Here is a 14,383-nt window from a genome sequence, read left to right as displayed (position 1 = left end):
ATGCCTAAAATACTGCTTTATCTCGGTAGTTTACTATTTATAATCAGTGTGTTAGTGCTAAACATTCCAAGTTGGCAACAATTTGATGTTGCCAGTGTGGAGTTTTTAAGTACCCAGCGCACCGCACATTTGAATCAATTGGCAATCACACTTTCTGTATTAGGTGGCATGCCATTTGTATTATTTTTAACCTGCCTATGGTGTTTCTATTTGGCATGGTATAAAAAATACACAAAAATTGTTTTTATCAGTGTAGGACTGGTCGTAAGTATTGCGCTTTCATGGCTGCTCAAATACCTATTCGCGCGACCTCGCCCGCCTGAAGCATTGCATTTGGTGGAAACTTTTGGCGCATCATTTCCAAGCGCTCATAGTTTTTATGCTGCAACTTTAGGTTGTTTGGTGATTTACCTGAGTTTGCAACATCCAGCGCATAAAATTTTGTCTGTGTGCGCGTGGTTATGGATGTTGCTGATGGGCATTTCCCGTGTGTATCTGGGAGTGCACTATCCTTCAGATGTCCTCTCTGGTTGGAGCATAAGTTTTATTTGGATCACATTGTGGTATCTGTTTTGCGCTCAATATCTGCAAGACAAACCAATACATAAGTTTAGATAAAAATCTAATAGAGGTGAAAGAATGATGTCTGCAAAGCTTTGGGCTCCTGCCCTGACTGCTTGCGCATTAGCCACAAGTTTAGCACTTGTGGGTTGTAGCAAAGATCCAAAAGATGCACAGCAAGCAGGTGCAGCTCAGCAAATGCCACCGACTGAGGTTGGCGTACTGGTGGCACAGCCACAAAGCGTGGAACAGTCTGTAGAACTGTCTGGACGTACCACAGCCTTTGAAATTTCAGAAGTTCGCCCACAAACCAGTGGTGTGGTTCTGAAACGTTTATTTACCGAAGGCAGCTACGTGCGTGAAGGTCAGGCGCTTTATGAAATTGACTCACGTACCAACCGTGCCAGTCTAGACAGTAGCCGTGCAGCACTTACCCGCCAGCAAGCACAATTGAATGTGTTACGCATTAAAGAAGGTCGTTACCGTCAGTTGGTGGGCAGCAATGCAATCTCTAAACAAGAATATGATGACATTGTGGCACAAGTAAAACTTGCCGAAGCCGATGTTGCTGCAACTCAAGCAGAAGTACGCAATGCCGAAATTAACTTAGGCTATTCAACTGTACGTGCACCTATTTCTGGGCAAACGAACCGTTCTACTGTGACGGCTGGTGCTTTAGTCACTGCCAGTCAAGCTGAGCCATTGGTTACCATTCAGCGTTTAGACCCAATTTATGTAGACATCAATCAGTCTAGTGCTGAACTGTTACGTTTACGTCAGCAACTCAGTCAGGGTAGCCTTAACAGCAGCAACAACACTAAAGTTAAATTAAAACTTGAAGATGGTAGCTATTACCCGATTGAAGGCCGTTTAGCTTTCTCTGATGCCAGTGTGAATCCTGAAACAGGCACTGTGACCTTACGTGCGGTTTTCCCAAATGCCAACCACTTATTGTTGCCGGGTATGTTCGCCACTGCACAAATTGTGCAAGGTGTTATTCCTAATGCGATTTTAATTCCACAAGCCGCACTTAGCCGCACCCCAACAGGTCAGGCGATGGTGATGCTCGTGAATGCAAAAGGAGTGGTTGAGCCTCGTCCTGTGACCACTGTAGGCTCACAAGGCAACAACTGGATTGTGACTGAAGGTTTGCAAACTGGCGATAAAGTCATTGTTGAAGGGATTGCCAAAGTAAAACCTGAACAGCAAGTTGTGGCTAAACCGTATCAACCTCAAGGCACTGCCCCGCAAGGTGCACCTGCTGCACCAGCAAAATCAGATGATGCAAAACAAGCACCAGCATCAGAAGCTAAAGCGACTGAACAAAAAGCTACTTCAAATGCATAAGGGGTAGACTTCAATGGCACACTTTTTTATTCATCGCCCCATTTTTGCGTGGGTGATTTCATTGGTGATCATGCTGGCGGGGATTATTACCCTCACCAACATGCCAATTGCCCAATATCCGACCATTGCACCGCCAACGGTCACCATTGCTGCGACTTATCCGGGTGCATCTGCTGAAACTGTTGAAAATACAGTGACTCAAATTATTGAGCAGCAAATGAATGGTTTGGATGGTTTACGCTACATTTCATCGAACAGTGCGGGGAATGGTTCTGCATCAATTACCTTGAACTTTGAACAAGGGATTGACCCTGATATTGCACAGGTTCAAGTACAGAACAAGCTACAATCTGCAACAGCTTTATTGCCAGATGACGTACAACGTCAAGGGGTGAAAGTCACCAAATCAGGAGCGAGCTTCTTACAGGTTCTCGCTTTTTATTCACCTGATGAAAGCCTGTCTGCCGATGATATTAAAGACTATGTTAACTCTAACATTTCTGAACCGCTGAGCCGTGTTGCAGGTGTGGGTGAAGTACAAGTCTTTGGTGGCTCATACGCAATGCGTATTTGGATGGATCCTGCCAAAATGGCAAGCTTGCAAGTCACACCAAGTGATATTGCTCAAGCGATTCGTACCCAAAACGCACAGGTTGCGGTAGGTCAATTGGGCGGTGCGCCTGCAATTCAAGGTCAGGCTTTGAATGCTACGGTAACTGCACAAAGCTTGCTGCAAACACCTGAACAATTCAGCAATATTTTTCTAAAAAATACCGCTTCGGGCGCTCAAGTGCGCTTGGGTGATGTGGCACGAATTGAACTTGGTGCAGACAACTATCAGTTTATTTCTAAATACAACGGCAAGCCTGCGGGCGGTGTCGCAATTAAATTATCTACAGGTGCTAACGCCCTAGATACCGCTGCTGCTGTAGAAGAACGCCTTAAGCAATTACGTCCTAACTACCCTGCGGGTTTAAAGGATGAGTTGGCTTTTGATACCACGCCATTTATTGAACTTTCAATTAAGAGTGTTGTTAAAACCTTAATTGAAGCGATCATTTTGGTCTTTATTGTGATGTTCCTGTTCTTGCAGAACTGGCGTGCCACAATTATTCCAACCATGGCCGTGCCTGTAGTGGTACTGGGTACCTTTGCCGTGATCAACATGTTTGGCTTCTCGATTAACACCCTGACCATGTTTGCCATGGTACTGGCGATTGGTCTATTGGTCGATGACGCAATTGTCGTGGTGGAAAACGTAGAACGTGTCATGGTCGAAGAACATCTTGACCCTGTGGCGGCGACTGAAAAGTCGATGAAACAGATTTCAGGCGCACTGATCGGGATTACCTCGGTATTGTCTGCGGTATTCGTACCTATGGCATTCTTTGGTGGGACTACAGGCGTTATTTATCGTCAATTCTCAATTACGCTTGTGACTGCAATGGTGTTGTCACTGGTCGTAGCGTTGACCTTTACCCCTGCCCTATGTGCCACGATTCTTAAACAACACGATCCAAACAAGCCTGAAAGCAACGGTATTTTTGCGCGTTTCTTCCGCTGGTTTAACCGCAGTTTCGATAAGCTCTCGGTTAAATATCAAGGTGGTGTTAACCGCATGACGCATCATAAAATCTTCTCGGGGGTTTTATATGCAGTGGTACTGGGCATTATTGTGCTAGTGTTCCAAAAACTACCATCATCATTCTTGCCTGATGAAGATCAGGGCGTGGTGATGACATTGGTACAACTCCCACCAAATGCAACTTTGGAACGTACTGACGCCACCATGACCAGCATGACCAACTTTTTCAGAGAAAATGAAAAAGAGCATGTGCAGTCGGTATTTAGTGTTTCAGGCTTCTCTTTCTCAGGCGTTGGTCAAAACGCAGGTATGGCGTTCATTAAGTTAAAAGACTGGAGTGAGCGTACAAGCCCTGAATCTCAAGTTGGTGCAATTATCCAGCGTGGTATGGCACTGAACATGATTGTGAAAGATGCCACTTACATCATGCCATTACAGCTTCCTGCGATGCCAGAATTAGGTGTCAGCTCAGGCTTTAACTTGCAACTGAAAGATGCTGCGGGCAATGGTCATGAAAAACTCACCATGGCACGTAATATTGTGTTGGGTGAAGCGTCTAAAGACCCTCGCTTAATGGGCGTACGTCCAAATGGTCAAGAAGATACACCACAGTACCGTATTATTATTGACCAAGCGCAAGCAGGTGCGGCAGGTGTCAGCATTGCTGAAATCAACAGCACCATGGGCATGGCTTGGGGTGGTTCGTACATCAATGACTTTATTGACCGTGGTCGCGTGAAAAAAGTCTATGTGCAAGCCGAATCTGATTCACGCATGATGCCTGAAGACCTGAACAAGTGGTATGTCCGCAACAACCGTGGTGAAATGGTGCCATTCTCAGCCTTTGCAACAGGCGAATGGACTTATGGTTCACCTCGTTTGGAACGCTATAACGGCGTATCTGCCAAGAACATTCAGGGTGCGCCTGCGCCAGGTGTCAGCTCTGGTGAAGCCATGCAAGCGATGGAAGAAATTGTCGCAAAACTACCATCTATGGGCTTAAACGGCTTTGACTATGAATGGACAGGTTTATCACTTGAAGAGCGTGAATCTGGCGATCAGGCACCATTCCTCTATGCACTGTCATTACTGATTGTATTCTTGTGTTTGGCAGCCTTGTATGAAAGCTGGTCTATTCCATTCTCGGTGCTGTTGGTGGTACCGTTGGGTATTGTCGGAGCATTATTGCTTACCTTCGGGGGCATGATCTTGTTCAAAAACCCGAACCTATCCAACAACATTTACTTCCAAGTGGCGATTATTGCCGTGATTGGTTTATCTGCCAAAAACGCGATTTTGATTGTGGAGTTTGCCAAAGAGCTACAAGAAAAAGGTGAAGACCTGTTTGAAGCGACCTTGCATGCTGCAAAAATGCGTTTACGTCCAATCATTATGACCACTTTGGCCTTTGGTTTTGGTGTATTGCCGCTTGCACTTTCATCAGGTGCGGGTGCAGGTAGCCAACACTCGGTCGGTTATGGTGTGTTAGGTGGTGTGATTAGCTCAACCTTGTTAGGGATCTTCTTTATTCCTGTATTCTATGTCTGGATTAGAAGTATCTTTAAATACAAACCAAAACAACAAAATAATCAGGAGCATGTATCGTGATGCAAAACTTATGGTCGCATACAGGCCGTGGTATTGCGGTTTCTGCCCTCGCGCTTGCTTTGACAGCTTGTCAAAGTATGCGTGGGCCAGAGCCCGTCGCTCAGGCAAGTATTCCAAGCAGCTATACTGCTGCTGCATCGGGTACTTCAGTGGCTGAACAAGGTTATAAAGATTTCTTTGCCGATCAACGCTTATTACAAGTTTTGGATATGGCATTGAACAATAACCGTGATTTACGCACAGCGACGCTGAATATCCAACGTGCCCAACAAGCCTATCAAATTACCGAAAACAACCAGTTACCTACCATTGGTGCTAGCGGTGGCGTACTGCGTCAAGACCAAGGTACTGCTTTAGGCACACACACACGCTATAACGTTGGTTTAGGTGTAACTGCCTACGAACTAGATTTTTGGGGTCGTGTACGCAGCTTAAAAGACAATGCATTAGATAACTTCTTGGCAACTCAAAGCTCGCGTGATGCCACACAAATTGCCTTGATTGGTCAGGTGGCGCAAGCATGGCTCAACTATTCTTTTGCCAATGCCAATTTAAAACTGGCAGACCAAACCTTAAAAACACAGCTTGAGTCTTATAACCTCAACAAAAAGCGTTTTGATGTCGGCATTGATAGTGAATTACCTGTCCGTCAGGCACAAATTTCAGTTGAAACTGCACGTAATGATGTCGCCAACTACAAAACCCAAGTCGCGCAAGCACAAAACTTGCTGAACTTGTTGGTGGGCGAACAAGTTCCAAGTGCGTTATTGCCAACGCAGCGTGTGACGCACATTACCAAAACTACCGCAATTGGCGCTGGCTTACCAAGTGACTTGCTGAATAACCGTCCTGATATTCGTACTGCAGAGTATCGACTATCGGCTGCGGGTGCCAATATTGGTGCAGCAAAAGCACGTTTATTCCCAAGCATTAGCCTCACGGGCAATGCAGGCTATGCATCAACTGACTTGAGTGATTTGTTTAAATCAGGCAGTTTTGTTTGGGCAGTGGGCCCGAGCATCGACTTGCCAATTTTTGATTGGGGCACACGCCAAGCCAACATCAAAATTTCAGAAACGGATCAACAAATTGCTTTGGCTGACTATGAAAAATCAATTCAGTCTGCATTCCGTGAAGTGAGTGATGCTTTGGCAGTTCGTCAAAATATTGGTGATCGTTTAGCGGCACAAAAACGCTTGGTTGATGCGACCAATACCACTTATAAATTATCTAATGCACGCTTCCGCGCAGGCATTGACAACTATTTAACCGTGTTGGATGCACAGCGTACGTCTTATGCAGCAGAACAAGGTTTATTGTTGTTGGAACAAGCCAATTTGAACAATCAGGTGGAGTTGTATAAATCTTTGGGTGGCGGTGTGAAAGCCAATACTTCAGATGCCACATCACAACCTGCATCATCGGCAGAACGTAAAGCGCAATAAGTCTTTGCGTCTACCCTAAATTTGCTGCTTAACAGCTCAGATATAAAGACTAAATCAGCTCACTTCGGTGGGCTTTTTTATTGCTTTTTGCAAGCACATTTCATATCTTCAATACGTCTTGTTTTTAAATATTAGAATCTTATGTTGCTTAGTAATCTTGAATCTGTACCAGGTCATCGTATTTCACGGCAAATTGATGTGGTCTATGGCAGCACCGTACGCAGTAAGCATGTGGGGCGTGACTTCTTGGCAGGACTCAAAAATATTGTCGGTGGTGAATTAACGGCTTATACCGAATTACTAGAAGAATCACGCCAAGAAGCGATGGATCGTATGATTGCTAAAGCACGTGGTTTAGGTGCCAATGCTATTGTTGGGATTCGCTTTTCTACTTCAAATATCGCTCAAGGTGCTTCGGAATTGTTTGTTTATGGTACAGCAGTGGTGGTCGAGGCAGATATTCCTAAACTTCCAGACCCATTTCCAGCATCACACTAAAGCAAAGATTATTGAACAGGAATAACATCACATGGATAATTTAATTCTGCAAATTGTTGTCTTTGCGATTTTATTTGCCGTAGGCTTTGGTTTTGGGCGACACAACGAACGCAAACATTTCAAATATTTAGCCGAGCAAGAACTGCGTTTAAGTTATATTCAGCTTGATAATAACCGCTTCCAGACCAGTCCCAATTTTGGGCAATTGATACACAGCAATGTGGTCATTTCTCATGATTATTTTAAGTTTGTGATTGCCAATATTCAGAACTTCTTTGGCGGGCGCTTGACCAGTTATGAAAGTATTGTCGAGCGGGCGCGTCGTGAAGCCATCGTCCGTTTAAAATTAGAAGCTGAAAAAATGGGCGCAAATCATATTATGGGGCTGCGTTTAAGCACCACAGAATTGGGGATGCAAGGCGGCATGGTCGAAGTCTTTGCTTATGGAACGGCGGTTCAAAATAGCGTTAGTCAATTCTCTGCAAAACGCTGAGTACATCTTTCAGCGTTTGTAAAGAATTTAGTATAAATACTGATCTCGATAAGGCTGAGGAATTTGATATTGCCGACCATCAAATTTTAAAGTGAAACGCTGTTGAGTAGACACTCGTTTAGTTTCTTTGCAATTTTCTAAATCGCCCGACATTTCATAATGTTGAATACGATCACGTAATTGCATATCAAAATATTGTCGAGTTGTATTTCGCAAGATCATTAAAATAGCTTTGCTTTCTATTACTTTGGCATTACAACGTGTATCGGTTTCTGCCTGATAGCGCGCTACGATTAAGCCGTTTAAAATTTTCTTGTTATGTTGTAAATCATATAAATCGAGTACTTGCGCCGAAAAAGGATTGGCACTTGAACGTCCTGCATAATTCCTTCTTAAACCAATTGCCCTTAAGCTTTCAGAAACTTGATACGGCGCCAAATCTAAATGGATAGAACGCAGTTCAATTGCATCTGAAGGCAAAAGCTCTTTCACGTGATAGATTGAATGAAGCTTTTGCGTTTTACTATTTACGGTTAAAAAAGTCAGCTGATAGTCATCTACAGGTTGATCATCTTTTGTCTGAGTTTCAGCATAAGCAATTAAAGTTTGTTCAGGAACATTGGGGAAATCTGCACAAGCCAAAAAGTCCTCATTCACTGTGGTTGTATTTGTGTGCTGTCGTAAAATCTTTTCAATATATTCAGGTTGTTTACACAACGAATCATCGTTTGTTTGTAATTTGGCAAATGTCGTTTGAGTCATCCCTAAGAAAGCGAAAAGCCACGCGCTGATAAAAAAAAACCTTTCATTATTAAACGCATGGCTCATCCTTCTTTTTGTTTTTATTATTTTATTTTGAAGTCACTTTGATTAAAAATTACTTCACTTTGGTTTTACGAATCATTTTATATAAAGTACTTGGCGATAAACGCGACACCAACACGCCCAGTTTTTCTTTAGCACCCCCGACCACGATATATTCATCGCCTGCCATGAGTGCTTTAACTGTATTTTTAGCAAAAACATCGGCATCTAAACCATTTTCAATGGCTTCATCTTGATGTCCTTGTGGTTTGCCTTCACCATTCAACGCATTAAAAGACACATTGGTATTCACAAATCCTGGGAAAACAACTGAAACCTGTACGCCCTGCTCCGCTACTTCGGCACGCAAACTATTCGCCCACATGTGAATGGCACTTTTCGCTGCAGAATATGACGCGCGATATTGCGTACCCAATAATGCTGCAACACTAGATACAAAAATAATGCGACCATGTTTTTGCTGTAAAAAGGTCGGCAAGACAGTTTTGGTCAGAAAGACCTGAGAAAAATAATCCACTTCCATAATGGTGCGTTCAGTCTGCATGGTCGTATCAGCAATTAAAGCGCGCTGACTTAAACCTGCATTATTAATTAGCCAGTCAATGCGTCCTTTACGTGCCAAAACTTGTTCATACGCATGTAACACCTGACTTTCATTGGTAATATCTGCACATACAGAAAGATGACGTTCAGGATTCAGCAAACTCACGCGTACTTTTTCAAGTTCTTCATAACGACGTGCGGTTAAAATCACTTGTGCACCTTGTAAAGCACACTCTTTTGCCAATGCCTTACCAATGCCAGAAGATGCACCTGTAATCCACACCACTTTATGTTCCAAGTTTTCCCGTTTTGCCATAACCGTTTGTCCGCGTTATTTAAAAATTTAAGTCATCAAAATTTAAGTCTTAGGTTTTGCAGGATGCTGCAAAAACCCAAGAAAATGGTTTAAATATATCTCTGCACTTTCCAAATCGAATTGCGCACCCATTTTTTCTAGGCGTTTATACCCCAGTTGCGTAGTCAAATGAATCACGCCGTTTAAAGTTTTATCGACCACCAAATTAAATTTCAGCATTTTTTTCGGATCACGAATTAAATAACCCACGCCCTGATCAATAATTTGAGTAAACCCTTTAAATGCAGGCGCAATACATGCACTGTTGCCCTGCCGAATTTGCTCAATACAACCCAACGTTTCTTTCATAACAATACTATCGACAGGATAAGTCACAAAACCTTGCCCTTCCTGCTGATACATCATGCTTGCCAGATAATTCACCATAGGCGTTAAGCGTTCATTGCCAAAAAACGACACCGACCATGGCATATATTTTTGCATGGTTTGTATGACTTGCTGAATAATTTTTTCAGATTCACCATCCAGTGAATGACTAGAACGTGACAATTCACCAAAAAGTTGCTCAATAATTTCACAAGAAATATCGGTCAGTACCGCCCCCAAAGCTTTAGATAAACTTTCCGATTCACCTGCATTGAGTTGTTGATGAATGTGTTGAAATCTTTGATATGTTTCTGGTTTTAATTTTAAAGATACAGCATAAGTCATAACTGAACTTGCCTATTTTGACCGCATTGATGTGTTTTCATCTATTTTAAAATCCATTGCTTAAACCCAGTTTAAAACAGTGTTACAGGCAACGGAGAACTTGAAGTTTTTATCATACTTGTCGCCCATCATACGATGAGTTTGCCCAACTGCCAATTGCGATAAGTTTGGCTGAGTTGAATCTCGCTTAGCGGGCAATTTTTTTGCTACAATAGTTGCAATTTTTTATTCACTTTTAACCTGTTCTTACTATGACTGATTCAGCGCAAAATATTGCTACAACCTACGATCCTACCGAGATCGAGAAAAAATGGTACAAGACTTGGGAAGAAAACGGCTACTTTAAGCCGTCTGAAAAAGGCGAATCATTCTGTATCATGATTCCGCCGCCAAACGTCACAGGTAGCTTGCACATGGGTCATGGTTTTAACAACGCCATTATGGATGCCCTCACGCGCTTTAACCGTATGTCGGGTAAAAATACCTTATGGCAACCGGGTACAGACCACGCGGGTATTGCCACACAAATGGTAGTAGAGCGTCAATTGGGCGCGCAAAATATCAGCCGCCATGACTTAGGTCGTGAAAAATTCATCGAAAAAGTCTGGGAATGGAAAGAACAATCTGGCGGTAACATTACCCGTCAAATCCGCCGTTTAGGTTCTTCGGTAGATTGGTCACGTGAACGCTTCACTATGGACGAAGGCTTATCGAATGCGGTGAAAGAAGTTTTCGTGAAACTACACGAAGAAGGTTTAATTTACCGCGGCAAACGCCTTGTAAACTGGGATCCAAAATTACAAACTGCCCTTTCTGACTTAGAAGTTGAGTCGGATAAAGAAGAACAAGGTTCATTGTGGCACTTCAAATATTTCTTTGAAGATAAATCACTACGCACTCACGATGGTAAAGATCACATTGTAGTGGCAACCACTCGTCCTGAAACATTGCTGGGTGATACTGCGGTTGCGGTTGCCCTTGATGATGAGCGTTACTCGCACCTTGTTGGTCAAAACATCATCCTCCCAATTACAGGTCGTGCCGTTCCAATCGTAAAAGATGAGTATGTCGATAAAGAATTCGGTACAGGTTGTGTAAAAATTACCCCTGCACACGACTTCAATGACTATGAAGTGGGTAAACGCTGCGAATTGCCAATCATCAATATCTTCAACAAAAATGCTGAAGTATTGGCTGAGTTTGAATATATTGCGAAAGCAGGCGAACAAATTTCTAAAACCATTCCTGCACCTGCAGACTACATTGGTTTAGAGCGTTTTGAAGCACGTAAAAAATTAGTTGAACAAGCGGAAAGCGAAGGTTGGTTAGATCAAATCCAACCGTACACCTTGAAACCACCTCGCGGTGACCGTTCGGGCGTAATTGTTGAGCCATTATTGACTGACCAATGGTATGTGAAAATTGCACCGTTAGCGCAACCTGCAATTGAAGCGGTGCAAGATGGTCGCATCAAGTTCGTGCCTGAGCAATACAGCAATATGTATATGGCGTGGATGAACAACATTCAAGACTGGTGTATCTCGCGTCAATTGTGGTGGGGTCACCGTATTCCTGCTTGGTACGATGCTGAAGGCAATGTTTATGTAGGTCGTAACGAAGAAGAAGTTCGTACGAAAAATAATATCCCTGCCGATGTTCAATTAAACCAAGACGAAGACGTACTGGATACATGGTTCTCCTCTGCACTTTGGACATTCTCGACCTTAGGTTGGACGGGTGATGCCAAGAAAGATGCAGAAAACTACTTCTTAAATACCTTCCACTCCACTGATGTATTGGTGACAGGTTTTGACATCATCTTCTTCTGGGTGGCGCGTATGATCATGATGACCATGCACTTCATGAAGAATGAAGATGGCACGCCACAAGTACCGTTCAAAACAGTTTACGTTCACGGTTTGGTACGTGACAGTGAAGGTCAGAAAATGTCGAAGTCTAAGGGCAACGTGCTTGACCCATTAGACTTGATTGATGGTGTTGATCTTGAAACTTTGGTGCAAAAACGTACGACTGGTTTGATGAACCCGAAACAAGCAGCGAAAATTGAAAAATCGACCCGCAAAGAATTCCCAGAAGGGATTCAGGCGTATGGTACAGATGCGGTTCGTTTTACCTTCTGTGCATTGGCAAACACAGGTCGTGACATCAAGTTTGATATGAAACGTGTGGAAGGTTACCGTAACTTTGCCAACAAAATTTGGAATGCTACCCGTTTTGTATTGATGAATGTTGAAGGTCAAACGGTTGGTCAAGAGGCACGTCAAGACCTTTGGGAATTGCCTGAACAGTGGATTGTGAGCCGTTTACAAAAGGCAGAGCAAGCTGTTCATCAAGCGTTTGCAACTTACCGTTTAGACTTGGCTGCGCAAGCGATTTATGACTTTATTTGGAATGAATACTGCGACTGGTATGTAGAGCTGACCAAACCTGTTCTGAATGATGAGTCTGTTTCTGAAGAACGCAAAGCCGAAGTACGTCGTGTATTACTTGCAGTGATGGAAGCTTCTTTACGTCTTGCTCATCCAATCATGCCTTACTTGACTGAAGAAATTTGGCAAACACTTGCGCCAATGATTGGCTTGGGTGGCGAAACCATTATGTTGGCAAACTACCCTGTTGCAGATGAGGCCAAAATTAACGAACAAGCCGAAGCAGATATGCAATGGCTACAAGGTTTGATTGGTGCGGTGCGTAACATTCGTGGTGAGATGGGTCTAGGTAATGCACGCTTATTACCTGTGCTTTTACAGAACACGACTGAAGCAGAAAAAGCACAAATTTCTCGTATTGAGCCGTTGTTTAAAGCATTGGCGAAAGTTGAGAGTATTACCTTCTTGGCAGATGGTGAACAACCGCCATTGTCTTCATCTTCTGTCGTGGGTCACGTATCTGTTTACGTTCCAATGAAGGGCTTAATTGACCCGAAAGCAGAATTGGGTCGTTTGCAAAAAGACTTAGACAAGGTTCAAAAGCAGCATGACCAAATTGCAACTAAACTTGCGAATGAAGGTTTTGTGGCTAAAGCCCCTGCTGCTGTGGTTGAAGGTGAGAAAGTAAAACTTGCTGAGTTTGCGGATCAGTTAGCGAAAATTAAAGCGAATATGGAGCAGATTGCAGCGCTTTAATGTGTTGTTAGTTTGATTCAAAAAATCCCCTCGAATGAGGGGATTTTTTTATCCAAACATATCATCTTGCTCAAAATTAGGTAATTTTTTTAGTTCTAATTCAAACCATTGCATAAATTCATTTGTAAATTTTAATCCACTCACTTTACCTTGATATTTTTCAACAATAAAAAACTTTTCATCCATCAAAGGAACATAAATAGATTCTTCTTTAGCAATAATTTTATTTTCAATTAAATACTTATTTAATTCCCGCGTATTTTTAAATTGATTAATATTAGATTCCAACAAATACTCAACAACTTCTTGAGCAGCATAACCATTATTTTTTCGATATATGTACTCTATTTCAGGAACTGTTATTTTATTTTTTTCAATAAAATTGTTAATTTCATCTAGATAAACTTTAACAGGTTTATTTTGTTCTAATGAACGTAAAATATTAGAATAACTTCCTTTACTTTTTCCATCCCAAATAACTAAGCTATATTCGCTATCATTGGTCATTGCTTTATCTTTTTCTTTTTGTTTCTCTCTTTCACGACTGCTTTCAACTTCGACATCAATAATTTTCACTTTAAAATCAGAAGAGTTCAAATTTCTAGGCTGATTATAGATACTATAAACAGTTACATATTGATATTTATGCTTAGAAAAATATTTTTGGATTTGTTCATCTATACCGCTAGCATCACCAACTAAGATTTCCAAATTATTCTGCATCATCTTATCTAGACTCTGCAAGACACAGTCAGGTAATGTCTTGATTGCAATAGACCCTGATATAAATACTTTTTTCATCGATTAACTCTAGTCTTAGTTAAAGTAACAACATACACATTAGAAACCTGCCCCTGTTCATACAAAACATGAGTAATTTCCTTAAGTGTACTACCAGAACGATAAAGATCATCTACTAATAAAACTTTTTTACCTTTATATAAGGCAGGATTTCTCAATGAAAATACCCCTGATAAGGCCCTTTGTCTTTCTTGTGGATCATGCATGGCTTTTAGTTGTGGTGTACTCCGATTCTTTAATAAAAAATTAAAATCTATTTTCTTATTAATGCCTTGAGCTAATAGAGATGCTATTTCATAAACAGGTTGAATATCTCTTTGATTAGATGGTGGCACAGGTATAATGACATCTAAATATGGTGTTACCATACGTGTTTTAGAGGTGGTCCCACTTGTTTGAACAACTAAAAGCGTATTTATAAGTGATATTCCGCTCTAGTTAAGCCACCTTGTTTTGTTGGGGTAGCTGATCATAGTAAAACTCATTTGGTGTCATTTTGTCTAG

Annotated in this window: 12 protein-coding genes; 7 read left to right on the top strand and 5 right to left on the bottom strand. The window is 42.1% G+C overall.

What is annotated here, in order from left to right:
- From FTV52_RS05615 to FTV52_RS05590, 6 genes are all read left to right on the top strand, one after another.
- Positions 1–618: a phosphatase PAP2 family protein gene (locus FTV52_RS05615; protein WP_004972280.1), complete on the top strand. Its 618-nt coding sequence runs from the start codon at positions 1–3 to the stop codon at positions 616–618.
- 21 nt (positions 619–639) lie between these two features.
- Entirely contained in the window at positions 640–1,908 is a 1,269-nt protein-coding gene (locus FTV52_RS05610; RefSeq protein WP_179990201.1) for an efflux RND transporter periplasmic adaptor subunit, read from the top strand.
- Positions 1,909–1,921: 13 nt separating this feature from the next.
- A complete protein-coding gene (locus tag FTV52_RS05605) occupies positions 1,922–5,101 on the top strand; it encodes an efflux RND transporter permease subunit (RefSeq protein WP_004972283.1) in 3,180 nt (1,059 codons plus the stop codon).
- Positions 5,101–6,546, top strand: a complete 1,446-nt coding sequence (gene adeK / locus FTV52_RS05600) for a multidrug efflux RND transporter AdeIJK outer membrane channel subunit AdeK (protein ID WP_179990251.1) — start codon at positions 5,101–5,103, stop codon at positions 6,544–6,546. The genes FTV52_RS05605 and adeK overlap by 1 nt, the downstream gene beginning before the upstream one ends.
- 141 nt (positions 6,547–6,687) lie before the next feature.
- Entirely contained in the window at positions 6,688–7,044 is a 357-nt protein-coding gene (locus FTV52_RS05595; protein ID WP_004972285.1) for a YbjQ family protein, read from the top strand.
- Between the two features lie 31 nt (positions 7,045–7,075).
- Positions 7,076–7,537, top strand: a complete 462-nt coding sequence (locus FTV52_RS05590; RefSeq protein ID WP_131260693.1) for a YbjQ family protein — start codon at positions 7,076–7,078, stop codon at positions 7,535–7,537.
- A gap of 27 nt (positions 7,538–7,564) precedes the next feature.
- On the opposite strand, the gene FTV52_RS05585 is transcribed toward FTV52_RS05590, so the two are convergent.
- The 3 genes from FTV52_RS05585 to FTV52_RS05575 form a co-directional block, all read right to left on the bottom strand.
- Positions 7,565–8,299: a hypothetical protein gene (locus tag FTV52_RS05585; RefSeq protein WP_179990199.1), complete on the bottom strand. Its 735-nt coding sequence runs from the start codon at positions 8,297–8,299 to the stop codon at positions 7,565–7,567.
- A 115-nt stretch (positions 8,300–8,414) separates the two neighbouring features.
- Positions 8,415–9,221 carry an SDR family NAD(P)-dependent oxidoreductase gene (locus tag FTV52_RS05580; protein WP_004972288.1) on the bottom strand — a complete coding sequence of 269 codons (807 nt, stop codon included), beginning with the start codon at positions 9,219–9,221 and terminating at the stop codon, positions 8,415–8,417.
- A gap of 42 nt (positions 9,222–9,263) precedes the next feature.
- Positions 9,264–9,932: a hypothetical protein gene (locus FTV52_RS05575; RefSeq protein WP_004972289.1), complete on the bottom strand. Its 669-nt coding sequence runs from the start codon at positions 9,930–9,932 to the stop codon at positions 9,264–9,266.
- Positions 9,933–10,183: 251 nt separating this feature from the next.
- Between FTV52_RS05575 and FTV52_RS05570 the strand changes: the two genes are divergently transcribed.
- The gene (locus FTV52_RS05570; RefSeq protein WP_154320986.1) at positions 10,184–13,078 is read left to right on the top strand and encodes a valine--tRNA ligase; all 2,895 of its coding nucleotides are present in this window, start codon (positions 10,184–10,186) and stop codon (positions 13,076–13,078) included.
- Positions 13,079–13,126: 48 nt separating this feature from the next.
- On the opposite strand, the gene FTV52_RS05565 is transcribed toward FTV52_RS05570, so the two are convergent.
- Both FTV52_RS05565 and FTV52_RS05560 read right to left on the bottom strand, forming a co-directional pair.
- Positions 13,127–13,879: a hypothetical protein gene (locus FTV52_RS05565; protein ID WP_179990198.1), complete on the bottom strand. Its 753-nt coding sequence runs from the start codon at positions 13,877–13,879 to the stop codon at positions 13,127–13,129.
- A complete protein-coding gene (locus FTV52_RS05560; protein ID WP_179990196.1) occupies positions 13,876–14,247 on the bottom strand; it encodes a ComF family protein in 372 nt (123 codons plus the stop codon). The genes FTV52_RS05565 and FTV52_RS05560 overlap by 4 nt, the downstream gene beginning before the upstream one ends.
- Positions 14,248–14,383 lie beyond the last annotated feature (136 nt).

The organism is Acinetobacter sp. YH1901141 (assembly GCF_013416935.1).
Classification (GTDB): domain Bacteria; phylum Pseudomonadota; class Gammaproteobacteria; order Pseudomonadales; family Moraxellaceae; genus Acinetobacter; species Acinetobacter towneri.
Note: the sequence above shows the minus strand (reverse complement) of the source record. Positions and strands in the feature narration are given on the sequence as shown.